Below are 23,901 nucleotides of genomic sequence, written 5' to 3' on the forward strand. Positions count from 1 at the left end.
CTGAATACAAGTTTCACTTTTTCCATAAGCACATAAGTTTCTCAACACTGTCTGTAACCAAAAAGGAGTATTCATGAAGAAATTCACCCCAATCTTCGCAGCGATCACCACCACTATGGTGCTCTCTGTATTTCCTGTGCAAGCACAACAACAACTGACCGTCGTTGAGTTTGGTGGTGCCGTTGGAGCGGCCGAGAAAAGGGCCTTCTTCGAGCCCTTTGAAAAGAACACAGGCATCAAGATCATTCCGGTTGAATACAACGGTGAGCAGGCCAAGGTCAAGGCCATGGTCGAAGCCAAATCTGTGACTTGGGATGTGGTGGAGGTTGAGACGGCCGATGTTGCGCGGGGGTGCGATGAAGGCCTGTTTGAAAAAATTGATTGGAGCAAAATTGGTAATAAGGCGGACTTTCAACCCGCAGCAGTCTACGAATGTGGCGTGGGGGTGTTTGTATGGTCAACCATCATGGCCTACAACGCCGATAAAGTTAAAGTTGGGCCAAAAAATTGGGCAGAATTTTGGGACACCAAAAAATTCGCCGGAAAACGAGGTATGCGAAAGGGTGCACGTTACAACCTTGAATTTGCACTTATGGCAGATGGCGTTAAATCCACGGACGTCTATAAAGTTCTTTCGACCAAGGGGGGAGCTGACCGGGCATTCAAGAAGCTAACTGAGCTGCGCCCCAATATCCAGTGGTGGGAAACAGGTGCACAACCAGCGCAAATCCTGGTAGCCGGTGATGTGGTGTTGTCTGTTGCCTTTAATGGCCGAATTGATGCAGCGCAGCGTGAGGGAAAGAACTTGAAAGTTTCCTGGACCGGTGGTATCTACGATCTCGATGTCTGGACAATCACCAAGGGTACGCGCAATTTGGACAATGCTTACAAATTCATCGCCTTTGCAAGCTCGCCTGACGCACAGGCAGAATTTGCTCGACAAATTGCCTATGGACCTGTAAACAACAAAGCGCTGGCTAAACTGACGCCTAAGATCTTGGCTGATCTGCCAACATCTCCAGCAAATTCCAAGGATGCCCTGCAATTTGATACCAGATTTTGGGCAGATCAGGGCGAGGCGTTGGAAAAACGCTTTGCTGCTTGGTCAGCGCAATAATCGTTGAACTCTGGGTGCGGGCTCCAAAGAACAGGCCAGGCACGTATTCTCCGACGCTTGAGAAAAATGTTGGGGTGAGCAAAGTCTTGCCGGTCCCAGCATTTGAAATCAATGACTTACGCTGAACCGAATTCAAAGTTTTGCCGGTTTTGCAGGCAAAGTCTTGCCGAATGTTGGACTTCTGAACCCAAAGACTTGCCGTTTGGAATTCGGCAATTCTTTGGGTTGAAAAAGCATCCAAATGCTTTAGTGTTCAGGACAAAAAACGTTTAACCCAAGACAATTTGGCGTAAGTTTAGGTCTCGACGACTGATGTAATTGTAGGCAAACTTGTACTATTGTCGAGAAATTTTTTGCCGCCTTGCGTATACGGTCACATCGCCGTAACCAGTGGCCACGCTCACCCGAGCACGCAATTATTGATAGCTTTCAGCGAGCAAGCACAAGGCTTCATAAAGCAAGGTCGCACCCAAAAGCGCAGTGTTACCGCTCGGATCATAAGGCGGTGCCACTTCAACAACGTCGGCACCCCGCAGATCAAGGCCGCTGAGACCACGTATCAACTGGAGCGTCTCGCGGGTTGTAAGCCCTCCAATCTCCGGTGTACCTGTTCCGGGCGCAAAAACGGGGTCAAGTCCATCGACGTCGATCGAAAGATACGTCGGCCCCATGCCCACGACTCGCCGGGCCTCGGCGATCACAGCTTCCACACCCATGCGGTCAAATTCTTCAATGAAGATGACGCGCATGCCAGATTCATGCGAAAAACGCCAGCCAGAGTCCGAGTTTTGCGCACCACGTATGCCAATTTGGACTGTGCGCCGGGGGTCAAGCAGCCCAGCTTCAACTGCCCGCCTGAAGGGAGAGCCATGCGTGAATTTGGATCCAGCAAATGTGTCCCAAGTGTCTGTGTGAGCATCAATATGGACCATGCCCAATGGCTCTGCGGGTTGCATGGCTTGGAATATGGGGTAGGTAATGGAGTGATCTCCGCCGACCATCAGCATCTTTTTCCCATTCTGAAAAAAGGGTTGCAGAAACTGGCGAATCTCATCGTGCGCCTTTTCAAGGTCATATAAATTTGTAAATGGAACATCCCCCACATCGCCGACGCGGCAGGCTGCAAAAGGATTGAAACCAGTGACATGGTGAATGGCCCGCGTCATGGTGGACATGTTGCGAATTTCGCGTGGTCCGTAGCGCGCCCCAGATCGCGCGGTGACACCGCCGTCGAAAGGCACCCCGGCAATCCCGATGTCGAATTCACCATGCGCGGTGACTAATGGCGCACGCATGAAGGTGGGTACGCCGCAAAAGCGCGGAAGGTTTTGGGCAGATGTGTCGGTGGCGATCATGGCAGTATCAGAAGGTGGGTGGCGTATTGATCCATAACACTTTGGTGACTTCCTCCCCGGCATTTCTGTAGCTGTGAGACTGCTCGCTGGCAAAGTAAAACGAATCGCCAGGGGAGAGTTGGTAAGTGCTGTCGCCTATGGTGAGGCTCAATGAACCCTGCAGCACGTAACCGATTTCCTCACCTTGGTGCTGGATGCTATCGGTGGAGGACGTTCCCGGCTCTAGTACGTGAATGTCCCCTTGCAACAGCTGTCCTCTGAGCGGCGGCACCAGTCGTTCCAAACGGATGCTTTTGTTTTGGGATTTGCCCATATTGAAGTGCACGACAGGCCGGTCAGCGGCCCGCATGACAGGGCTTGGAAGCGTCTGAACCAATGTGGTCAATTCAGCCACATTGGTCTGTAACGCCTGAGCGATGCGGTGGAGTGTTGCCAGCGAAGGCGATGCTAAACCGCATTCAATTTTGGACAACATGCTCTCGGAGCAATCCGCCTGGCTGGCCAACTGTTTGAGTGTCAGGCCGCGCAAAGTTCTGGCGTGACGAATCCGCCCACCCAGAACAATGGCAGGATCCAGGTCAGAAGTGGCAAGCGCTTCATTCCGATTGGAATTGCCATCAGCGTTTTGATTTCTGGGTGCAGGCATGGAAGCGATGCAAGCAAGTAGCTTGGTGATTTTGTTAAAAGTACAGTGGAAAGTGTCTCACGAGCCACTCAATCGTGCACAGAAAAATGAACCGGCATGGGTTTGTTGCTGTTGATGGCCACGATATCCTGTGGGCAGGCGGACAACACCACAATACAGTCCATGTCAGCGACAAACTCAACATAGTCACCGGGTTGACTTACTGTGGGCAGCCATTGAATCGCACCGTCCTTATCAAATGGAATATTCATCCACAGATTGAGTGAACCCGGTACTTCACGCGTCTGCAGGCCGATGGCTTTAAGGGCAAGGCGCAAATTGTCGGCGCAGCTATCGTGATAGCCCTCCACGCCCAAATTGCGATAACGGTGGATGTCGCATGCGGCAATCAGTGTGTCGTGCACGCCCACCGACGTGTCAGTCTTGAATTTCAGAATGGAACGACGTCGGTTGGTCACCATCGCGTCGCCTGGCCGGGGGTTAATTCGGTCGATCCATGCGTGCAGGTGTTCCATGGACAAGAACTCGTTCATCTGGCCAGTCTTGAACGCCCACATGTCACACACCTGGGTACCGTGGGTATTGATAATGCGGATGGTCTGACCTGCCGCCACGCGCACGGCGCGACCTTTTCGGGCCGGCACCTCATAAACTTTATTCAGCTCTGGCGTGCCATCGGCAGAAATGGGCTGACGCAGTGTGTCGTTGTTGCCAGCGGGCTCGCTGTTGTCAACAATAGTGTTGATGGTGGTTTCGATGGTCATGAAGAGCTCCTTGTTTGCAGTGTGATGAAAATGGGGGGTCAAGTAATAGCCAGGGTTACAAGCGCGAAGGCCAATGCCTTTGCGCCAGCGACCAAATCGGCTGTGTGGGTGTTTTCAGCAGCGTTGTGACTGATGCCTTCGATGCTGGGTACAAATAACATGGCTGCTGGACAACAGTCCGCAAGGTACATGGCGTCATGAAACGCCCCGGATCCCAAGCTACAGTGTGGGACTCCAGTGGCCACCACGGCAGCACTCAAAACGGACAGAACGTGGTCGTCAAACAAGGTGGGAGATCGTTGCATCAGCAAGCGAACTTCGTGAGTACACGTACCCACGTTTCGCTCCAGCACGCTGCCAAGCAGATCTTGCATCGCGATCAATTCAGATTCTTGCGGGTGACGTATATCCACGCTGAAGGTCACGCGATCGGCAACGGTGTTGATGGAGCCTGGAGACACCTCAAACCGCCCCACGGTCAAGCGCAAAGCATGGTCATTGCGGGCGGCAGCTTCCGCTCCTAGTTGACTGACCATGGTTGCTGCGGTCAGCAAGGCATCCTGGCGTGCCATCAGCGGTGTTGTACCTGCATGCGCGCTGTTGCCATGCACCGTCACTTCGTACCAGCGCACCCCCTGGATGGAGCTGACGACGCCCAAGCTGTAGCCACCGAGTTCCATGACGGGGCCCTGCTCTATGTGTGCTTCGATATATGCATGCACCGGATGACCCAGTGCGGCTTTTTTTGCGGCTGGGGTCACCTGAAGGGCAGCATCGCGTGCGCTCTCAAACCGATGCCCATCGTTATCCTGTGCCTCCAGAAAGCCAATCAAACGATCAGGCTGGCTGAACGCGCTGGATCCCATGGCGCCAGGGCTGAATCGCGAGCCCTCTTCGTTTGTCCAGGCCACAACTTCGATGGCACGCCGGGTCTGAATGCCTGCGTCGTCCAGTGCATGAAGTACCTCCAGGCCGGCCATCACCCCATAGGCACCATCCAGCCAGCCACCCACTGGCTGAGTGTCGATATGGCTACCTGTCATTACGGGAGCGAGTTCTGGGCAAGTCCCCTCGCGGCGCAACAGCAGGTTGGCTGCGTCGTCGATCACCCACTGGTACTGGGAACCGGTAAACAGACTACAAAGCCATTGGCGAGCCTCCAGCTCCGTCGGGGTAAGCGCCTCGCGGGAAACACCGCTGTCGTTTCGCATGCCAAAACTAGCCAGTTGGCGCAACATTTGCATCAAACGGTCACCGTTGATATGGTCCATGACACCTTGCGCCTGCGACGCCGGGACTTGGATTTCGTGGAGACTATTCACGCGTCCACCTCGCCTTCAGCGATCTCTTTGATGTCCACGGTACTGTTGCGGTTGCGACTGAACCAAGTTCGTAAAAAGGTTCGCAAGCGATCTGTCTTTGGCGCGGTAAAGAGTTCCTTGGGGGCTCCACATTCAATGATCTGACCGGCCTCCATGAAGACCACCCGGCTGGAGACCTTGGCAGCAAAACCCATCTCATGGGTCACGATGACCATGGTCATGCCCTCGCTCGCCAGTGATTGAATGACCTCCAGAACTTCATCGACCAGTTCTGGATCGAGTGCAGAGGTAGGCTCGTCCAACAACATCACCTCCGGCTCAACCACCAGGGCACGGGCGATGCCCACGCGCTGTTGCTGCCCACCGCTGAGTTGTGCGGGGTAGGCATCCGCTTTGCTGGATAAGCCCACACGCTGCAAGGCATTCATGGCGTGCACACGGGCCAGTTCCAGCGGGACGCCTTTGCCAAGGGTAAGTGGCGTGATGACGTTGTCAATGACCCGCATATGAGGCCACAAGTTGAACTGCTGAAACACCATGGCCACTGGCGCCCGAACGTCTGCAATGTTGCGTTCACTCTCGCGGCAGCGCTGACCGTCTGCTTTTATTTCATAACCTAGCAGGGCGCCGCGGATGCGGATTTCCCCCTCGTCATACTCCTCAAGAAAGTTCATGCAACGCAGTGCAGTAGTTTTCCCAGAACCCGAGGGACCAATCAAGGTAATGACTTCTCCGCGCTGAACTTCAAGATTGAAATTACGTAATACCTGGGTGCCAGCATAAGACTTGCCTACGCCTTGCAAGCTGACCATGGGGACGGTGACGGGATGCATCTCAGGCTACTTTCTGATAAGGAGGGGTGGAGAGGCGCTCGGCGGTGTGACCAAGCCAAGTCATGGCGACGGCAAAAAGCCAGTAAATCAGGCCCAATAGCAAGTAGGGTTCGATGTAGGAAAAGGTTTCTGCCACGATGGTTCCGGCAGTCATGGTGAGCTCTGGCACGGTGATGATGGAGGCCACTGACGATTCCTTGAGAATCAGAATGGCCTGGTTTGTAAGCATTGGAATGGCCAACCGGACCGCCTGTGGCATTTCAATGTGGCGCAGGATGCGAAGGCGGCTCAGGCCAAAGATACGACCTGCCTCAATCTGCCCCTTCGGAATTGATTGCCAAGTGGCGCGGAATATTTCACCGAAATAGGCGGTGCCATAAAGACTAAGGCCGATCACGGTGGCCTGCAAGGCACTCAAGGTGATGCCAATTTGTGGCAAACCGAAGTACAAAACAAACAACTGCGCCAGAAAGGGTGTGCCCCGGATGAGCCAGACAAAAGTCTTGTAGATCACGTTCATCCGTGGGTAAAGTTGCAAAAACGCGTTTAGTGCAAAACCACCGATTGCGCCGAGGCAGATTGCCAATACGGAAATCCAGAATGTGATCCATGCAGCACGTGCAAAAGATGGCAGGATTTGGACAATTAAATCGAAATTCATGGCTGTTTATCCACTTGACGATGTCGTGTCAGTTGCAACGCGGCCCAACTCACCAGCGTTGTGAGCAGCAGGTAGGCGCAGGCAATCGACAGGTAAACCTCAAGAGGCCGGTATGACACTGCCACCAGCTGCTTTCCCACACGCATCAAATCGGCAATGGCCAACACTGAAATAACTGCGGAACCCTTGATGATGTCGATGGACTCCGACGTTAGCGACGGCAGGGTAAGGCGCACCACCTGTGGCATTTGGATGTGCCACAGAATCTGTTGTCGGTTCAATCCAAAAACACGTGCAGCTTCAATTTGAGCCGCAGGAATAGCTGCGAACCCGGCGCGCAGAATCTCACTCTGAAACGCTGCTGAGTTCAACCCCAGGACCGTCACAGCGGCTAGCCAGGGGTTGATGTCCAGGCCCAAGGCGGCGGGCACATAAAACAGGATAAGCAACTGCACCAACAGTGGCGTACCACGGAAAAAACTCACATAAACCTGAACAGGTTTTGCCCCAGCACGCGGGAATTGGGTTCGCAGAATGTACAAGCACACGGCGACCATAAAACCCAGCGCAATCGCAATGGCGGAAATTGCGGCTGTTGTGATCAGTCCTGAGACGATCGCCGGCGCATATTCGGTCAGTCGTTCGGTGAATGTCATCATGGCGGCTCCAATTTGCCTGGTGCTGGGTTGTCAGCCCTTACATTTCTGGTGCTGGCAGGCGGTCAACGGGCAGTGGCATCGTGAACCCGAACCATTTCTTTTGCAGTTCTGTCATCTTGCCGCTGGTGTTGGCGCGAGCAATGCCGTCACTGAAGAACTTCACAAGCGATGCACTGTCACCGTCCTTTCGGCCCACCCATGCGTAATAGGTCTTGGGACCAATGGCGGGTTGAACCACTGCGAAAGTGTCTGGGCGACTTTTAACCAGCGGGCCCAAGTTAGACATCGACTGCGCCACGGCATCCAGGCGACCGGCGGCTAAGTCAGCATAGGCTTCATCAAAGGACACGTATTCGCGAATGTCCTTCAAACCAGGTTTGCCCTGGGCGCGCAGCTTGCTATCGAAGTCCCGCGCCACTTTTAGCTGAGCAGAACCAGCCTGTGAACCCACGACTTTGCCGCTGAGTTGGTCGGGTGAAGTGAAATTGCCATCTTGCGTGCGACGCAAGATGGCAACGGTGGCTTCAGCAATCGGAAGCGTGAAGGCGAATTTGGCATCGCGATCCTTTGTGACTGTCACTGATGTCACCACAAAGTCAAATTTCTTGACCGAAAGGCCCGGCAGAATCGCTTGAAATGGCACATCCTGGCGGTTTGCCTGCACACCTGGCAAGTCGGCCATAACCAAACTCAGCAAATCGGCACTGTAGCCGACAATCTTGCCGTCTTTGATGAACTCGAACGGGGCAAACTGTGCCTCAGTACCGATAGTCATTTCTTTCTTTTGCTTCACATCTGTCAGCAAGTCTGCGCTGGCGGCAGATGAAAATAGACCTAGGCAGCATCCCAGAAATGCTCCTGTCGAAACGATGTGTTGAAACGCTTTTTTCATATGGGGCCTTCACGAAAGAGTGGGTTATCAATAGTTATTCAATTAATTCAAGTAACTTGAATCACAACTCATTAAGCAAAGGTCGTGCCATATTTTTCTGGGGTTTTGACATGCATTTCATGTCACTATTGGTTGTGCGCACTCTCTTTTGATGCGCCTGGCACTCTGTTGGTGCAACCACCAGTGATAAAGAGAAATTTGTCGGCGCGCGACGGGCCAATCACGAGTGTCACCCTTCGTCTGCATGATGCTCAGCCAATGCAACCAGATTCGACTTGGTGAATTTGTTGACCACAGATACGCTGAATCGCCCCGAATCCTGAGGGGGTAGCCATCGCGACCAAGTTCGCCAAAGCCATTTGTCCGGCCTCATCAACAAAGATGTAGTCCGACCGACAGCGTCTGAACCATTCTGCCAAGGAACTTTTGTCGCTAAAAGGCTTATTCAGAGCCTGGTGGGGTTTAGGGCGTTACTCACTGGAAATTGACCTCAAAATGCGAGGCGTTGATCGAGACCACCCGGTGTTTGCCAAGGATTCAGCTTTTGCAAGCTGCGATGTTCCAAGGACTCTGCTGGAAGAGCGGGCATGGCGGGATGCAGAGCAGCAGTTTAAAAGGTTGAAACTGCCCACGGCCACCGAAATAAACCACGATCTCGACTCCGGATTTAGTAAAGCCAAGATAGCAACCAAGCTTGGTATTGGGCTGTCAACGGTCTATAGAATCCTCGAAAGAGGTGAAAAGAACAGAAAACGCAACTTTCTGGGGTAAAGCTGATAACCCGAGCCGCATCAGCAGGTTTCAGATCCAGCGCGTCCGAGTGAACTGGAATGAAAACACCTCGTGCATGGACCTATCTATGCCTGGTGGCCACTCTATCCAGATGACCGCAGACCTTTTGCCGACCTTCGGGTTTCGAGCAAGAAAGGTATGGCTCCACCTTCCTGCCATACGAAGCTGGTTGTTTCCAAATTGCTGACATTGGACTCTGTTGGTAAGTTTGTCCGTTATAGGCTGGATAATGAGATCAGCATCCATAACAACCATAGCAAGGCAACACTTGTCAGCCGAAACTGTCACACTCAATCTGCTCGAATCTCACCTCTGGGAGTCCGCCAACATCCTGCGTGGCCCTGTCGATGCCGCAGATTTCAAGACATACATCTTCCCGCTGCTGTTTTTTAAGCGCATTTGTGATGTTTGGGACGAGGAATACCAGGAGATCGTTGACGAAACAGGCGATGAGCAGCTGGCCTGGTTCCCCGAGTCGCACCGCTTCCAAATCCCTGAAAACTGCCACTGGAATGACGTTCGTGCCAAAGCAACCAATGTCGGCACGGCATTACAGGTTGCCATGCGGGAGATCGAAAAAACCAATCCTGACTCGCTGTATGGCGTCTTTGGTGATGCCCAGTGGTCCAACAAAGACCGGCTGTCTGATCCCCTGCTCAAAGACCTGATCGAGCACTTTTCCAAGCTGCCGTTTGGCAATCACAACGTCAATTCAGATCTGCTGGGTGACGCCTACGAATATTTGATCAAAAAATTTGCTGACGCCACCAACAAGAAGGCTGGCGAGTTTTACACGCCACGCAGTGTGGTGCGCCTGATGATAGAAATGCTCGACCCTCGTGAAGGTGAGACCATCTACGACCCCGCCTGCGGTACCGGCGGCATGTTGCTCGCAGCCGTTCAGCACGTCAAAGACACCCATGGCGATGTCAAGCGGCTGTGGGGCAAGCTGTTTGGCCAGGAAAAAAACCTCACCACGTCGTCCATCGCCCGGATGAATCTGTTCCTGCATGGCATTGAGGACTTTCAAATCGTACGCGGCGATACCCTACGTAACCCGGCTTTTTTCGATGGTGACCGCCTGGCAAATTTCGACTGCGTTATCGCCAACCCGCCTTTTTCACTGGAAAAATGGGGTGAAGAACAGTGGTTCAATGACCCCTTTGGTCGCAACTTCGCTGGTCTGCCGCCATCCAGTTCTGGCGACTTTGCCTGGGTGCAGCATATGGTCAAGTCGATGGCCGAAGTCAAAGGGCGCATGGCCGTCGTGCTGCCGCAGGGGGCACTGTTCCGCAAAGGCGCCGAAGGCACCATTCGCCAGAAGCTTCTGGAGATGGATTTGGTCGAGGCTGTGATTGGGCTGGCACCAAATCTGTTCTATGGCACCGGTCTGGCAGCTTGCATCCTGGTGCTGCGCAAGAAAAAGCCAGCCAATCGGCGCAAAAAAATCATGATTGCCGACGCATCCCGCCTGTTCCGTCGTGGCCGAGCACAGAATTATCTGGAGCCAGAGCAGGCCCTGGAAATTCAGCGCTGGTTCGAAAAATTCGAAGACGTGCCAGATTCCGTGCGCATCGTCAGCCTTGACGACGTCAAATCTGAGGACTGGACGCTCAACATTTCGCGCTACGTGTTGCCGCCACTGCAAGAAGACATCCCACCTCTGCCAGAAGCCATTGCCGCGTTCAAGGATGCACTCACCCGCTGTCGTGAAGCCGAATCCCGATTGGCCTCGGTTATGACTGAAGGAGGGTGGCTGCAATGAGCACACGCATCACCCAACAAGAGCTCGAAAGCTACCTTTGGGGTGCCGCCGTGCTGCTGCGTGGCCTGATCGACGCTGGTGACTACAAGCAGTTCATCTTTCCGCTGCTGTTTTACAAGCGTGTTGCCGACGTCTGGGAAGAAGAATACCAAGCTGCTGTGGCTGACACGAACGGCGACCTGTCGTATGCCAAGTTCTCAGAAAACCACCGTTTCCAAATCCCGGATGGTGCCCACTGGAACGATGTGCGCCAAACACCGAAAAACTTGGGCGCAACCATTCAACGCGCCATGCGTGCCATCGAATCCGCCAATCCCGACATGCTGGATGGCATCTTTGGTGATGCGCCTTGGACCAACCGTGAACGCCTGCCCGACGAAACGCTGAAAAACCTGATTGAGCATTTCTCGACCCAGACGCTGTCCGTTGTCAGCGTGCCCGAGGATGAACTGGGCAACGCCTACGAATATCTGATCAAGAAGTTTGCAGACGACTCCGGCCACACGGCAGCAGAGTTTTACACCAACCGCACCGTTGTCCACTTGATGACGCAACTGCTGAGCCCCCAGCCTGGTGAATCGATTTACGACCCCACTTGCGGCACTGGCGGCATGTTGATTTCTGCGCTGGACGAGGTCAAACGCTCTGGCGGTGAGTACCGTACGCTCAAACTTTATGGCCAGGAGCGCAACCTGATCACCTCCAGCATCGCACGCATGAACCTGTTCCTGCATGGGGTGGAAGACTTCGCCATCATCCGTGGCGACACGTTGGCTGACCCCCGGCACATTGAAGGTGACCGCCTGCGCCAGTTCGATGTCATCCTGGCCAATCCGCCCTATTCCATCAAGCAGTGGGATCGCGAGGCCTGGACGCAAGACAAATGGGGCCGCAACTTCTTCGGCACCCCGCCACAAGGCCGGGCGGACTATGCATTTCAGCAGCACATTCTGGCCAGCCTGACCGCCAGGGGGCGCTGCGCAGTGCTCTGGCCACATGGTGTGTTGTTCCGTAACGAAGAACAGGCCATGCGCACCAAGATGATTGAGCAGGACTGGGTCGAGGCCGTGATTGGCTTGGGGCCCAACCTGTTTTACAACTCCCCGATGGAGTCCTGCGTAGTTGTCTGCAACCGCAAAAAGCCCACCAATCGCAAAGGCAAGGTCATCTTCATCGATGCGGTGAATGACGTCACACGCGAGCGGGCGCAGAGCTTTTTGAAGCCGGAGCACCAGCAGCACATTCTGGATATCTTCAAGGCCTTTGCGGATGTGCCCGGTTTCGCCAAGGTGGCAAGCCTGGCCGAGATCACGGCAAATGCTGGCAATCTATCGATTCCGATGTACGTCAAGCGTCTTGCTGCTGTCGCTGCAACCGACAACAACGGCGATGCGGTGACGCTGCGCTCGGCCTGGGATCAATGGCAAACCGAAGGCCGCGCCTTCTGGCTGCAGATGGACGCGCTGGTGGAAACTCTGGATGGGCTGGTCGAGCAGGAGGCAAGTGATGCGTAGTGCCGGTGAACTCTTCGAGGAACTCAATGCAGTGGACGAATCCACCGGCATTGAGGCCAAGCGAGCCAGTGAGCTGGGCAAGTCAGTGATGCAAACCGTCATCGCCTTCGCTAACGAGCCTGGGCTGGATGGAGGTTATTTGCTGCTGGGGGCCGATTGGTTCGTCAACGACAAGGGCGATACCGTGTACCGCGCTGCTGGCCTGCCTGACCCCGACAAAGTGCAACGCGATCTGGCCAGCCAGTGCGCGTCCATGCTCAACATCGCCTTGAGACCGGAGATGCAGCTGGAAACGGTGGATGGCAAAACCGTTTTGGTGGTGTATGTACCTGAAGTCGATGTCACGCAGAAGCCGGTTTATATCAAGGCGACAGGCCTGCCACGTGGTGCATACCGCCGCATTGGCTCAACCGACCAGCATTGCGTGGATGAAGACTTGTGGGTCTTGCGCGGCGAAAGTCAGCCTCTGCATGGTCCGGATTTGAGCATCCTGCCCGATGCCCGAATGGATGACTTCGACCCAGCTGCAGTTGCCACTTACCGACGGGAGCGCGCCCGCATCAATCCTCAGGCGGAAGAACTCGCCTATGGTGACGAAGACATGTTCGAGGCCCTTGGCATGCTGCGCCGGGTGGATGGTCGCCTGCAACCCACGCTGGCTGGCATCGTTCTTTTTGGCAAGCCCATCGCCTTGCGCCGTCTGCTGCCAATGGTGCGCATCGACTACATCCGAGTACCGGGTAACGAATGGGTGCAAGACCCTGATAACCGTTTTCAGTCCATCGATATCCGCAAACCCTTGCTGCTCGCGCTGCCGCAAGCGGAAGCCAGCATCATCGATGAACTGCCCAAAGGGTTTCGCTTGCCTGAGGGGCAGCTGCAGAGCGTGCAAGAACCCATCCTGCCGCGCAAGGTCATTCGTGAGGCGCTGGCCAATGCTGCCATGCACCGCAACTACACCCTGCACAGCCCCATTCAGATCATCCGCTACAGCAACCGTATCGAAATCCGCAATGTCGGCTATTCGGTCAAGGAACCGGCTCAGTTGGGTACGCCCGGCTCCCGCCTGCGCAACCCGACCATTGCGGCCGTTTTGCAAGACCTGCACCTGGCCGAGGCCAAGGGCACCGGGATTCGTGCCATGCGTCGGCTGGCTGCAGAGGCCGGTTTGCCAATGCCTGAGTTTCATTCAGATCGCTATGCCAATGAATTCAAGCTCACACTTTTCCTGCACAACCTGCTGACCGAGGATGATCATGCTTGGCTGCGCAGCTTTGCAGGCTCGACCATCGGTGCCGACGAAGCCAAGGTATTGATATACGCCCGTGCCACTGGCGCCGTGGACAACACGGCTTGTCGCGACTTCTGTGGGCTCGACACCCTGGCGGCCAGCTTGGTGCTGCGCCGCCTGCGCGACCGGGGACTGCTGGCAAAGCAGGGGGCTGGCAGCCGCACTTACTACACACTCGCCAGTGCCGAACCTCTAGAAATCTTGGACACCAGACAGCCAGAGCTGCCGCTGGGAATCCCGTTAAGTGCCAATGGAAACGGCATGCATGCGCCTGAGACCGATCCTGCAGCTTGCAACCCAGAGCTTGCAACCTTGCCGCCCGAGCTTGCAACCTTACTTGCAACCTTGACGGGCCGCGTCGGTGCCGAAGCCCTGCGCGAGGGCATCCGCCGACTGTGTGCCTGGGCACCCCTGACCGTTGACCAGCTTGCAACCTTTCTGGACAAGGACCGCCATTACCTGCGCAACAAACACCTGATCCCCATGGTGCGTGAAGGCCAACTGCGCTTCCGCTACCCGGAAACTGCCAAACACCCGCACCAGGCTTATGTCGCATCCGGGGACGAGAGCACGAGTCATGACTGAGAAGAAATTGAAACCCGGCTGGCGTCGCGTGAAGTTTGGCGACGTGGTGCAGTTGTCCAAGGCCCGTTGCGCTGACCCTCTGGCCGAAGGCGTGGAGCGATACGTTGGTCTGGAGCACTTGGAGCCAGGTGATTTGCGGATTCGCAATTGGGGCAATGTGGCCGATGGCGTCACCTTCACCAGCGTTTTCCGCCCCGGGCAGGTGTTATTCGGCAAGCGTCGCGCTTACCAGCGCAAGGTTGCTGTGGCGGACTTTTCTGGCGTGTGTTCAGGCGACATCTATGTGATGGAAACTAAGGATGCCACGGTCCTGATGCTTGAGTTGCTGCCGTTCATTTGCCAAACCGATGCATTCTTTGATCACGCAGTTGGGACCTCAGCCGGCTCACTTAGCCCACGCACGAATTGGACAAGCCTGTCTGATTTTGAGTTTGAGCTGCCACCGTTGGAGAAGCAGCATAAAGCTGTGGAGTTATTGCAAGCAGCATCTCATGCTGCAAATGCACAGGATGAAGCGCTGTCTCATTTGCAAGCCATGCGCAAGTCGGCAATTGATTATTTGCTCGCTTTTCCCGAAGATGGCCAAGTGGCTCGCCTCGAAACTGTTGGGAGCATGCAAAACGGCCGCCCATTTCCTGCCGATCAATATGCTGATCATGGTTTGAAGCTCTTGAGACCAGGAAACCTCGGTTCGTCTGGCTACCTTCAATGGGCCGAGGGAAAAACTGTGTGCTTGGATCCGGCGTGGGAAAAGACTGCGGAGGACTTCGTCATACAGCCGGGCGATGTTGTCATAAATCTAACCGCGCAGTCTCTCGATGACGGGTTCATGGGGCGGGTCTGCCTCGCCAAAGAAAACGACAAGAGTCTGCTCAATCAGCGAATCGGGAGATTCCGGTGCAACGAAGAATTACTGTTGCCAGAATTCCTCTTTCGATGTTTGCAAACTACGCGTTTTCGCCAGCATGCGCACGCGAATTGCGAGGGAAGCAAGGTCAAGCATATGTTCTGGCAGCACCTTGCTAAATATGAAATCGCAGTTCCAAAACTTTCTATTCAGCGCGATGTAATTGATCAGTGTGCAGATGTTGATCAAGCAATTGATGGACTCACAAGGCGACTGAAATCGTCAAGAGATATGAGCACAATGCTCGTAAACAGATTGGCAGGGGTGCGTTGACCATGGCATTTACAGAATCAAACACCGTCGAAGCCTACGTCCGCGACCTTCTCGCTGGCCCCGTAAAGGCAGTTCCTGTCAATGTTGCGCAAGAGCCTCAGGCCAGTTATGGCACAAGTCCCAAGGGTATCGGCTGGGGTTACAAGGCACCGGCGGAGGTGCCACGCCAGATTCAGGAGGTGTTGGTCGAATCCTGGCTGCGTGAAGCGCTGATCCGTCTAAACCCTGAAATCGCGGCCCAACCTGACCGTGCGGATGAGGTGCTCTACAAGCTGCGGGCCATCGTGTTGTCGGTGCGTTCTGACGGGTTGATACGCGCCAATGAAGAGATGACTGCCTGGATGCGTGGTGAACGCTCCATGCCTTTTGGCGACAACAACCAGCATGTGCCGGTGCACCTGATTGACCTGGACGACTTGTCGCAAAACCAGTACATCGTCACCCAGCAGTACACCTACCGGGCCGGGCCCAATGAGCGTCGTGCCGATTTGGTGCTGCTGGTGAACGGCATGCCACTTGTGCTGATTGAGGCCAAAACACCGGTCAAAAAGTGCATCAGCTGGGTAGATGGTGCGGTGCAGGTAAACGCGGACTACGAGAAGTTTGTGCCCGAGCTGTTCGTTTGCAACGTGTTCTCAGTTGCCACCGAGGGCAAGGAATACCACTACGGATCCATTGGACTGCCAGTCAAGGACTGGGGCCCATGGCACCTTGACGAGGGCAAAGAGTCGGATGGTTCCCATCACCACCCGCTGAAAACGCTCAAGCTGTCAGCCGAAAGCATGTTGCGGCCCAACGTGGTGCTGGACATTTTGGGTAGTTTCACCCTGTTTGCCACAGACAAGAAAAAACGCCGCATCAAAATTATTTGCCGCTACCAGCAATACGAAGCTGCAAACAAACTCGTCGAGCGCGTGGTGGCTGGCTATCCCAAGAAGGGGCTGATTTGGCACTTTCAGGGGTCAGGCAAATCATTGCTGATGGTGTTTGCCGCGCAAAAGCTGCGCATGCACTTGCACTTGAAGAACCCCACGGTCATCATTGTGGTGGACCGCATCGATCTGGATAGCCAGATCACCGGCACTTTCACCGGTGCCGACATCCCAAACTTGGACAAAGCGGACACCCGCGAGAAGCTCCAACAGTTGCTGGGGCAGGATGTTCGCAAGATCATCATCACCACCATCTTCAAGTTTGGTGAAGCTACCGGCTGCCTGAATGACCGTAGCAACATCATTGCGCTGGTGGATGAAGCCCACCGCACGCAAGAAGGTGACCTGGGCCGCAAAATGCGTGAGGCGCTGCCCAATGCGTTTCTGTTCGGCCTGACCGGCACGCCCATCAACCGCTCTGACCGCAATACCTTTTACGCCTTTGGTGCGGATGAGGATGCTTTGGGCTACATGAGCCGCTACGGGTTTGAGGAATCCATCCGGGATGGCGCCACCTTGAAACTGCATTTCGAGCCGCGACTGGTCAACCTGCACATCGACAAAACAGCGATCGAAGCAGCATTCAAGGACCTGACAGGTGGTTTGTCAGACCTGGATCGGGACTCTCTGGGCAAGACCGCTGCCAAGATGGCCGTGTTGGTGAAAACGCCGGAGCGCATTCGGCGCGTCTGTGAAGACATCGTGCTGCACTACCAAACCAAGGTGGAGCCCAACGGCTTTAAGGGGCAGATCGTCACCTTCGACCGGGAGTCCTGCCTGTTGTACAAAGCAGAACTGGACAAACTGCTGCCGCCCGAAGCAAGCGACATCGTCATGTCGGTACAGGCCGCTGATAAGAAGGAACACCCGGAATACGCAGCTTATGACCGCAGCCGTGACGCCGAGGAACGCTTGCTGGACCGTTTTCGTGACCCGGCTGACCCGCTCAAGCTGATCATCGTGACCGCCAAGTTGCTGACTGGCTTTGATGCGCCCATCCTGCAAGCGATGTACTTGGACAAGCCATTGCGCGACCACAGCTTGCTGCAAGCCATTTGCCGGGTCAACCGCACATATTCCGATCAGAAAACGCATGGCTTGATCGTGGACTATCTGGGCATTTTTGATGATGTGGCAGCGGCACTGGAGTTTGACGACCAAAGCGTCAAGCAGGTGGTTAGCAACATTCAAGAGCTGAAAGACAAATTGCCCGAGGCCATGCAGAAATGCCTCGTGTTCTTCTCCGGAGTGGATCGCAGCCAGACGGGTTACGAAGGATTGATTGCGGCGCAGCAATGCCTGCCCAACAACACGGTGCGCGACAACTTTGCTGCCGAATACAGCCTGCTGAGTAAGATATGGGAGGCCCTGTCGCCCGACTCGGTATTAGGTCCGTTTGAGACGGACTACAAATGGCTGTCTCAGGTGTACCAGTCGGTGCAGCCATCGAGTGGACACGGCAAGCTGATCTGGCATTCGCTGGGCGCCAAGACCATTGAATTGATTCATCAGAACGTGCATGTTGATGCGGTTCGCGACGATCTTGACACGCTGGTGTTGGACGCTGACTTGCTTGAGGCCGTGCTGTCCAATCCGGACCCAAAGAGTGCAAAAGAAATCGAGATCAAATTGGTTCGGCGCATGCGCAAGCATCTGGGCAATCCGAAATTCAAAAAGCTGTCCGAACGGTTGGATGCCCTCAAAGATAGGTTTGAATCCGGGCAGATCAACAGCGTCGAATTCTTGAAGCAGTTGCTGGAAATTGCCAAGGAAACACTGCAGGCCGAAAAGGAAGTACCACCCGAAGAAGATGAAGATCGCGGCAAGGCGGCGTTAACGGAGCTATTCAACGAGGTAAAAACCACCGAGACGCCTATCATTGTTGAACGTTTGGTGTCGGATATCGATGAAATTGTTCGCCTAGTTCGTTTTCCAGGATGGCAGGGAACGCAGGCCGGTGAGCGCGAGGTGAAGAAGGCTCTACGCAAGGCGCTCTTCAAATACAAGCTGCACGCTGATGAGGACCTATTCGTGAAGGCCTTCACCTACATCCGACAGTATTACTGAACTACCAGTCAGGCAAAAGATGCAAATTCAGTTCAGAGTTCTGGGTCTAAGTGACCAAGTCTCATCAAAGCTTCGAGAGGTTGTGCAACTCAAACCGGGAAACTGGGATGACTATTCTTTTAAGACATCTTTTGACGCAACCTACATCGACGTTCATGGCAATCGAATTGAACTTGGCACGTTGAAAATTGGGTATGTCGATCAACCAAAAGGCTGGACCCGGGAAAAGATTCCCGCAGCCTTCGAAAGCTTACCGGATGGTTGGTTTTCACTCGGTCAAGATGTGGACTATTACAAGACTGTCCGCAGCTCTTTGAAACCTGAACTTTGCGCGGCCATTCTTTTAGCTTTGAAAGACGTAGTAAACAGCGAGGAACTACTTGTAGTTGCCGCGAATGAACTGGTTTTTCGGGAATCATTGACCCGTGGTGTTGGTCTTTCCACAATCAAAGATCAGTTCAAACGTGTTCTGAATGGACAAGCCGAGCTGACCGATTTCCACTTTTCATATGCCCAAGATGGGAATGAAAAGAATGCAGCCGTGGCAATTAATTTTCGTGTGTCTGCTGGATCGACACCATCTTCAAATGTACACGTGCTGATTGGACGGAATGGTGTCGGTAAGACGACCCTTTTGAACAACATGGTGCGTACTCTAATGCAGGAGACAAAAAGGGAGAGTGAACCACTTTGCCAATTTCACCTTGAGGAAGAATTTTTAGATAGAAAGCCGCTACCCCATAGTTACTTCAGCAACGTTGTATCTGTTTCATTTAGTGCTTTTGACCCTTTCCTCCCGCCTCCTGATCAACAGGATCGTTCTCAAGGGCCAGCATTTTTTTACATTGGTATGAAGAATGCCAGATCAGGGGCCCAGAGCACTGAAGCACTCACGCCAAAAACATCTGGGGACCTTGTAAATGACTTCGTTTCAAGTTTTAAATCTTGTTTGAGCCAGCCTGCGAAGAAAGCCAGATGGTTGACTGCAATTCGGCGCTTGGCATCAGATTCAAATTTCGCCGACATGGCGCTAGAGAGACTTATTGACTTAGACGACAAAGAGGCGGCGCGAGCAGCCGGTGCAATCGCTGGGCGTATGAGCTCCGGCCATTCGATCGTTTTGCTGACAATTACCAAGCTTGTCGACACAGTGCAAGAAAAGGCACTAGTCCTGATCGACGAACCAGAAAGTCATTTACATCCGCCTCTTTTATCCGCGTTCACTAGAGCTCTTTCCGATTTGCTTCATGATCGGAATGGTGTTGCCATTGTTGCGACGCATTCACCGGTGGTCTTGCAAGAAGTACCCCGTTCTTGTGTGTGGAAGCTGACGAGGATTAGAGCTCAAGGGCGATCTGATCGTCCTGAACGAGAAACTTTCGGTGAGAACGTTGGGATACTCACCAGGGAGGTCTTCGGACTGGAGGTTTCGAAGTCAGGTTTTCATGAGATTCTTCAACACTCAGTTGACGCTGGCGGTTCCTATGAGTCTATTTGTGGCAATTACCGCGATCAACTTGGCACCGAAGCGAGGGCGATTTTGCTGACTCTCATTGCTAATCGAGACGCAAGCTCTGAATTCACTCAATGAAGAGACTTCCACGCCCAATTTTGACTGCTTCTCAGGTATACGATGCATGTATCAGTGGAGTGAAGGATGTAACAATCTTAGCCCGCTATAAGGCAGCTTCGAAAGCCTTTGAAGCTGCATCACTGGTGTATGAAGCTCACGCTTCCGCACATAGCTTATATCAATTTCCTGCATGCGCTTGGGGAAAGGGTGAGCAGGTGATTCTTGATTCTCTGACCAAAGCGGATTTGGGGGAGTTGTACGAATCCTATATGGTGAACAAGCGATACCCTGGTAGAAGTTACTATGACCAGCTGCTCGCATCGGCGCCATTAGGGAAGTGTCCGTATTGTGGGTTTGGTCAGGCGACAACAGTAGATCATTTCCTTGCCAAAGCCAGATATCCAGCGTTTTCTGTTATGCCGAATAACCTTGTGCCTGCTTGCAGTGATTGCAACAAGGGTAAGGGTAGTGTGATCGTTTTAAAGGATACTGAGGCTTCGCATCCGTACTTCGAAGACGCGCGAATTGAAAAAGATGCATGGCTTTTTGCAACAATCGCAGAATCCAAGCCTGTCACTGCAACCTATGCATTTGTTGCGCCTTTGGATTGGCCGTCTGACCTGTCATTGCGCGTTAAAAGCTACTTTGGTGAATTTGATCTAGCTGATCGGTTTGCGATTGAAGCAGCCAGTGAAATGGTGTCTGTGTCTGACTATCTCACTGCGCTACCGACGCAACGGCTCCGGACTGCGCATCTCAACCTTATCGCGCAGATGGAGCGCGGCCAACGCACAAATGGTTGGAAGGCAGCTTTGTACGAAGCGTTATCAAGGTCAGATTGGTACTGCGCAAGTGGTTACATTCACTCTTAGCTAAGACGGCACTTCATAAAGTGACAACAATTTCTGAGACCCAATCACAAACCCACACAGCAAAACAGCCGCATCAGCAGCTGTTTACGTATCAAGTAAGATTTTTCGAAGTAAGCGGCTAGGCATCCCATCTTGAATCGACTCAAATGATCAGGCATCGTCCCCACGAAGGAGAACGTGGAGACGATGAATCAATTACCAACAGTAGATCGCCCTCGGCGACGTGAGTACAGCGCGGAGTTCAAGGCTGGAGTGCTGGAGCAATGTCGCCAGCCAGGCGCGTCGCTTGCCGGCGTTGCGCTGGGTTACGGCATCAACCCGAACATGGTGCACCGCTGGATGCGGGAAGAGCGCCAACGCCGGGAACTGGTCGAACTGCAAAGGGGAGCTTCGACATTTATCCCGCTGCAATTGGCAGCGTCTCCGTGCGTAAACCCAGATTTGGCAAAGTGCGCGCAAGCCACCACCGCTCAGAGCGCTGCCACTGAAGACATCCGAGTTGAGATTCAACGTGCAGGCGGCAAGGTAACTGTGACGTGGCCTGTGCAATCTGCCAGCGAATGTGGAGCCTGGTTGCGGGAGTGGCTGCGATGATACGAATCGACGCCCTCTGGCTGGCAACAACCCCCATAGACATGCGCATGGGGACGGAGCGTTTGCTTGCACGGGTTGTGCAGGTGTTCGGATCTGCCCAGGCCCATCATGGCTACCTGTTTGCCAACGCGCGGGGCAACCGTATCAAATTACTGCTGCACGATGGCTTTGGCCTGTGGTGTGCAGCCCGGCGGCTCAATCAAGGCGGATTTGAATGGCCACGAGGCAGCTCTGATATGTCGGCCTCGATCACGTTGACACAGCGGCAATTCGATGCCCTGGTGTTGGGACTTCCATGGAGTCGACTGGAACAAACGCAGACCATTATTCGACTGTGAGAACTGTGGGCAAAGCGGTGGCGCGAGGCAATTAGCGGATGCCCTAATTCATTTTTTTGTGCATTATTTGCACAATACAAACATGCTCAACGTGCACGAACTCAGCCCTCAAGACTTTGTCGGTCTGAGTCCCTGCGCTGCGGCAGAATTGGCAGCCAAGGTGCTCCAACACATTGGTCAACAGAGCCAGCATATTGCCCAGCAAGATCAGCAGATCGAATCGCAGGCACAGGCCATTGTGTTCAAGGATGCCAAGATCGAACGCATCACGTTTGAGCTGCGCCGTCTGAAGGCCTGGCGCTTTGATGCAAAGACCGAACGCATGAATGCCGAGCAGCGCCAGTTATTTGAAGAAACGCTGGCAGCCGACCAGGCAGACCTGGAGGCACAACTCGCAGCACTGAAGGCCTCCAGTGAGATTGGCAACACGCCAGACACCAACACCCTTCGTCAGCCAAAGCGCCAAGTCCTGCCTGAGCACCTCAAACGGGTTGACCACCACCATGAGCCAGAGAACACGACGTGCAAATGCGGTCAGGCCATGGCGCGTATTGGAGAAGACGTGAGCGAGCGCCTGGACATCATTCCGGCACAGTTCTTTGTTCATCGCCACATCCGGGGCAAGTGGGCTTGCAAGTGCTGCCAGACCCTGGTGCAAGAACCGGTGGAGCCACACGTTATTGACAAGGGTATGCCCACCGCGGGTCTGGTGGCACACACCACAGTGAGCCGCTTCGTCGACCACATTCCGTATTACCGCCAGGAACAAATCAACGCCCGCTCTGGCGTTCACACACCGCGCTCAACGCTGGCGTCTTGGTCCGGCCAGGCCGGCGCTGCCCTGGTACCCCTGTATGACGTGCATCGGGAGTTTGTCCTGAGTTGCCGTGTGGTGCATGCCGATGAAACCCCGGTAGCCATGCTCGACCCCGGATCGGGTAAAACCAAACGAGCCTACATATGGGCTTATGCCCGGAGCGGTCTTGATGTCTCACCCGGCGTGGTCTACGAATTCTGCCTGGGCAGAGGGGCAAAGTACCCGCTTGAATTCCTTAAGGGATGGTCAGGCACGCTGGTCTGCGATGGCTATGGTGCGTATGACCAGGTCATGAATCAGGAGCAACGCGTTGGCGCCGGTTGCTTTGCTCACGCACGCCGGAAATTTGATGAGCTGATCAAGGACAACCTGAGTCCGGTGGGAACACTGGCGCTGCAGCGCATTGCAGCGCTCTACCAAATTGAGCGCCAGGTCAAAGGCTGCTCGGCTGAAGAGCGCTTGGTTATCAGGCAGTCGAGCTCCAAGCCGCTCTGTGAAGATCTGCATAAATGGTTGAAACTGGAAAGGCAGCGCGTGCCAGAGGGCAGCGCAACGGCCAAAGCGATTGACTACAGTCTGAACCGATGGGCTGCGCTGACTGCTTACCTGGACAACGGATCCGTTCAGATTGATAACAACCACATCGAAAATCTGGTGAGACCATGGGCTATGGGGCGAAAAGCGTGGCTCTTCGCCGGCAGCGAACTGGCCGGTCAACGCGCAGCGGTCGTTGAAGTCCGCCAAGATGCATGGCCACGACCCATGGGCCTATCTCAAGGACGTGCTGACAAGATTGCCTGGCCACATGAACAGTCGTATCGAGGAACTGCTTCCACACCGCTGGCAGTCAGGTGTTTGACGGAAAAAAAGAATGCATGAAGAACGTCGAAGCACTGATCGCTGACGGGGGTGACATTGCGATTGGCGCGGTCTTCCCGGTCGGATGCGCAGCGACTGCCGCGGACAACCACAACACCGTGGCAATGCTTGTTCGCCGGGACGGCGAAACACTGAGCGCGTTACTCAAGCGTCTCGACAAAGCTATTGGGAAGTTCTACCACGATGGTGAAATCATCGACGAAATCAATGGCGAGTGATTCCGCTCATGCCGTCAAGACGGCGTGACTGGACGCTTACTTTTCGAAAAATCACTAAGAGCTTACACCGGCAAAACTTTGCCTTCATAACGGCAAAACTTTGATCAGGTCGACACAAATCAAATGTCGATATTCCCCGCCTGCAGCGCATTGGTTTCGATGAACTCGCGGCGCGGCTCGACCTCGTCGCCCATCAGCATGGTGAAGACCTTGTCGGCTTCGATGGCGTCGTCAA

The 23,901-nt window shown here is 54.2% G+C and carries 21 protein-coding genes and 1 pseudogene; 13 read left to right on the top strand and 9 right to left on the bottom strand.

Annotation, left to right across the window (positions count from 1 at the left end):
* The first annotated feature begins 115 nt into the window (after positions 1-115).
* Positions 116-1,117 (top strand): ABC transporter substrate-binding protein, encoded by a 1,002-nt coding sequence (locus NDI87_RS01360; protein ID WP_296273021.1) that lies wholly within the window; start codon positions 116-118, stop codon positions 1,115-1,117.
* Positions 1,118-1,533: 416 nt separating this feature from the next.
* On the opposite strand, the gene speB is transcribed toward NDI87_RS01360, so the two are convergent.
* The 8 genes from speB to NDI87_RS01400 form a co-directional block, all read right to left on the bottom strand.
* Positions 1,534-2,472 (bottom strand): agmatinase, encoded by a 939-nt coding sequence (speB, locus tag NDI87_RS01365; protein ID WP_296273001.1) that lies wholly within the window; start codon positions 2,470-2,472, stop codon positions 1,534-1,536.
* Positions 2,473-2,479: 7 nt separating this feature from the next.
* Complete coding sequence (locus tag NDI87_RS01370) at positions 2,480-3,118, bottom strand: cupin domain-containing protein (RefSeq protein ID WP_296273002.1); 639 nt, start codon at positions 3,116-3,118, stop codon at positions 2,480-2,482.
* Between the two features lie 68 nt (positions 3,119-3,186).
* On the bottom strand, positions 3,187-3,882 hold the full coding sequence (locus tag NDI87_RS01375; RefSeq protein WP_296273003.1) for an urea carboxylase-associated family protein: 696 nt from the start codon (positions 3,880-3,882) through the stop codon (positions 3,187-3,189).
* A 38-nt stretch (positions 3,883-3,920) separates the two neighbouring features.
* Positions 3,921-5,153: a M20 family metallo-hydrolase gene (locus tag NDI87_RS01380; protein WP_296273004.1), complete on the bottom strand. Its 1,233-nt coding sequence runs from the start codon at positions 5,151-5,153 to the stop codon at positions 3,921-3,923.
* A gap of 47 nt (positions 5,154-5,200) precedes the next feature.
* Positions 5,201-6,037, bottom strand: a complete 837-nt coding sequence (locus tag NDI87_RS01385) for an amino acid ABC transporter ATP-binding protein (RefSeq protein WP_296273005.1) — start codon at positions 6,035-6,037, stop codon at positions 5,201-5,203.
* Position 6,038: 1 nt separating this feature from the next.
* Positions 6,039-6,698: an amino acid ABC transporter permease gene (locus tag NDI87_RS01390; RefSeq protein WP_296273006.1), complete on the bottom strand. Its 660-nt coding sequence runs from the start codon at positions 6,696-6,698 to the stop codon at positions 6,039-6,041.
* Positions 6,695-7,357, bottom strand: a complete 663-nt coding sequence (locus tag NDI87_RS01395) for an amino acid ABC transporter permease (RefSeq protein WP_296273007.1) — start codon at positions 7,355-7,357, stop codon at positions 6,695-6,697. Before NDI87_RS01395 ends, NDI87_RS01390 begins: the two co-directional genes overlap by 4 nt.
* 37 nt (positions 7,358-7,394) lie before the next feature.
* Positions 7,395-8,249, bottom strand: coding sequence for a transporter substrate-binding domain-containing protein (locus tag NDI87_RS01400; RefSeq protein ID WP_296273008.1), 855 nt, complete (start codon positions 8,247-8,249; stop codon positions 7,395-7,397).
* A gap of 495 nt (positions 8,250-8,744) precedes the next feature.
* Between NDI87_RS01400 and NDI87_RS01405 the strand changes: the two genes are divergently transcribed.
* The 12 genes and pseudogenes from NDI87_RS01405 (at position 8,745) to NDI87_RS01460 (ending at position 23,666) form a co-directional block, all read left to right on the top strand.
* Positions 8,745-9,020 carry a helix-turn-helix domain-containing protein gene (locus tag NDI87_RS01405; protein ID WP_296273009.1) on the top strand — a complete coding sequence of 92 codons (276 nt, stop codon included), beginning with the start codon at positions 8,745-8,747 and terminating at the stop codon, positions 9,018-9,020.
* 250 nt (positions 9,021-9,270) lie between these two features.
* A complete protein-coding gene (locus NDI87_RS01410) occupies positions 9,271-10,806 on the top strand; it encodes a class I SAM-dependent DNA methyltransferase (protein ID WP_366028129.1) in 1,536 nt (511 codons plus the stop codon).
* Positions 10,803-12,320: a class I SAM-dependent DNA methyltransferase gene (locus NDI87_RS01415; protein WP_296273011.1), complete on the top strand. Its 1,518-nt coding sequence runs from the start codon at positions 10,803-10,805 to the stop codon at positions 12,318-12,320. The genes NDI87_RS01410 and NDI87_RS01415 overlap by 4 nt, the downstream gene beginning before the upstream one ends.
* Positions 12,313-14,196, top strand: coding sequence for an ATP-binding protein (locus tag NDI87_RS01420; protein ID WP_296273012.1), 1,884 nt, complete (start codon positions 12,313-12,315; stop codon positions 14,194-14,196). The genes NDI87_RS01415 and NDI87_RS01420 overlap by 8 nt, the downstream gene beginning before the upstream one ends.
* Positions 14,189-15,376, top strand: a complete 1,188-nt coding sequence (locus NDI87_RS01425; RefSeq protein WP_296273013.1) for a restriction endonuclease subunit S — start codon at positions 14,189-14,191, stop codon at positions 15,374-15,376. The genes NDI87_RS01420 and NDI87_RS01425 overlap by 8 nt, the downstream gene beginning before the upstream one ends.
* Positions 15,377-15,378: 2 nt before the next feature.
* Positions 15,379-18,375: a type I restriction endonuclease subunit R gene (locus tag NDI87_RS01430; protein WP_296273014.1), complete on the top strand. Its 2,997-nt coding sequence runs from the start codon at positions 15,379-15,381 to the stop codon at positions 18,373-18,375.
* A gap of 19 nt (positions 18,376-18,394) precedes the next feature.
* Positions 18,395-19,966 carry an AAA family ATPase gene (locus NDI87_RS01435; RefSeq protein WP_296273015.1) on the top strand — a complete coding sequence of 524 codons (1,572 nt, stop codon included), beginning with the start codon at positions 18,395-18,397 and terminating at the stop codon, positions 19,964-19,966.
* A complete protein-coding gene (locus tag NDI87_RS01440) occupies positions 19,963-20,820 on the top strand; it encodes an HNH endonuclease (RefSeq protein WP_296273016.1) in 858 nt (285 codons plus the stop codon). Before NDI87_RS01435 ends, NDI87_RS01440 begins: the two co-directional genes overlap by 4 nt.
* A 186-nt stretch (positions 20,821-21,006) precedes the next feature.
* Entirely contained in the window at positions 21,007-21,414 is a 408-nt protein-coding gene (locus NDI87_RS01445; RefSeq protein ID WP_296273017.1) for a transposase, read from the top strand.
* Positions 21,411-21,752, top strand: a complete 342-nt coding sequence (tnpB, locus tag NDI87_RS01450) for an IS66 family insertion sequence element accessory protein TnpB (RefSeq protein ID WP_296273018.1) — start codon at positions 21,411-21,413, stop codon at positions 21,750-21,752. Before NDI87_RS01445 ends, tnpB begins: the two co-directional genes overlap by 4 nt.
* An 82-nt stretch (positions 21,753-21,834) precedes the next feature.
* A pseudogene (locus tag NDI87_RS01455) lies at positions 21,835-23,428 on the top strand (IS66 family transposase).
* A 16-nt stretch (positions 23,429-23,444) separates the two neighbouring features.
* The gene (locus NDI87_RS01460; protein WP_296273019.1) at positions 23,445-23,666 is read left to right on the top strand and encodes a hypothetical protein; all 222 of its coding nucleotides are present in this window, start codon (positions 23,445-23,447) and stop codon (positions 23,664-23,666) included.
* A gap of 119 nt (positions 23,667-23,785) precedes the next feature.
* On the opposite strand, the gene NDI87_RS17465 is transcribed toward NDI87_RS01460, so the two are convergent.
* Positions 23,786-23,890 carry a hypothetical protein gene (locus NDI87_RS17465; protein ID WP_366028134.1) on the bottom strand — a complete coding sequence of 35 codons (105 nt, stop codon included), beginning with the start codon at positions 23,888-23,890 and terminating at the stop codon, positions 23,786-23,788.
* Positions 23,891-23,901: the final 11 nt, after the last annotated feature.

The organism is Rhodoferax sp., assembly GCF_023701345.1.
Classification (GTDB): domain Bacteria; phylum Pseudomonadota; class Gammaproteobacteria; order Burkholderiales; family Burkholderiaceae_C; genus Rhodoferax.

Coding starts and splice junctions, on each gene's coding strand:
- NDI87_RS01360 (WP_296273021.1), top strand. CDS start 116: ATGGTGCTCTCTGTATTTCCTGTGCAAGCACAACAACAACTGACCGTC.
- speB (WP_296273001.1), bottom strand. CDS start 2,472: ATGATCGCCACCGACACATCTGCCCAAAACCTTCCGCGCTTTTGCGGC.
- NDI87_RS01370 (WP_296273002.1), bottom strand. CDS start 3,118: ATGCCTGCACCCAGAAATCAAAACGCTGATGGCAATTCCAATCGGAAT.
- NDI87_RS01375 (WP_296273003.1), bottom strand. CDS start 3,882: ATGACCATCGAAACCACCATCAACACTATTGTTGACAACAGCGAGCCC.
- NDI87_RS01380 (WP_296273004.1), bottom strand. CDS start 5,153: ATGGACCATATCAACGGTGACCGTTTGATGCAAATGTTGCGCCAACTG.
- NDI87_RS01385 (WP_296273005.1), bottom strand. CDS start 6,037: ATGCATCCCGTCACCGTCCCCATGGTCAGCTTGCAAGGCGTAGGCAAG.
- NDI87_RS01390 (WP_296273006.1), bottom strand. CDS start 6,698: ATGAATTTCGATTTAATTGTCCAAATCCTGCCATCTTTTGCACGTGCT.
- NDI87_RS01395 (WP_296273007.1), bottom strand. CDS start 7,357: ATGATGACATTCACCGAACGACTGACCGAATATGCGCCGGCGATCGTC.
- NDI87_RS01400 (WP_296273008.1), bottom strand. CDS start 8,249: ATGAAAAAAGCGTTTCAACACATCGTTTCGACAGGAGCATTTCTGGGA.
- NDI87_RS01405 (WP_296273009.1), top strand. CDS start 8,745: ATGCGAGGCGTTGATCGAGACCACCCGGTGTTTGCCAAGGATTCAGCT.
- NDI87_RS01410 (WP_366028129.1), top strand. CDS start 9,271: ATGAGATCAGCATCCATAACAACCATAGCAAGGCAACACTTGTCAGCC.
- NDI87_RS01415 (WP_296273011.1), top strand. CDS start 10,803: ATGAGCACACGCATCACCCAACAAGAGCTCGAAAGCTACCTTTGGGGT.
- NDI87_RS01420 (WP_296273012.1), top strand. CDS start 12,313: ATGCGTAGTGCCGGTGAACTCTTCGAGGAACTCAATGCAGTGGACGAA.
- NDI87_RS01425 (WP_296273013.1), top strand. CDS start 14,189: ATGACTGAGAAGAAATTGAAACCCGGCTGGCGTCGCGTGAAGTTTGGC.
- NDI87_RS01430 (WP_296273014.1), top strand. CDS start 15,379: ATGGCATTTACAGAATCAAACACCGTCGAAGCCTACGTCCGCGACCTT.
- NDI87_RS01435 (WP_296273015.1), top strand. CDS start 18,395: ATGCAAATTCAGTTCAGAGTTCTGGGTCTAAGTGACCAAGTCTCATCA.
- NDI87_RS01440 (WP_296273016.1), top strand. CDS start 19,963: ATGAAGAGACTTCCACGCCCAATTTTGACTGCTTCTCAGGTATACGAT.
- NDI87_RS01445 (WP_296273017.1), top strand. CDS start 21,007: ATGAATCAATTACCAACAGTAGATCGCCCTCGGCGACGTGAGTACAGC.
- tnpB (WP_296273018.1), top strand. CDS start 21,411: ATGATACGAATCGACGCCCTCTGGCTGGCAACAACCCCCATAGACATG.
- NDI87_RS01460 (WP_296273019.1), top strand. CDS start 23,445: ATGAAGAACGTCGAAGCACTGATCGCTGACGGGGGTGACATTGCGATT.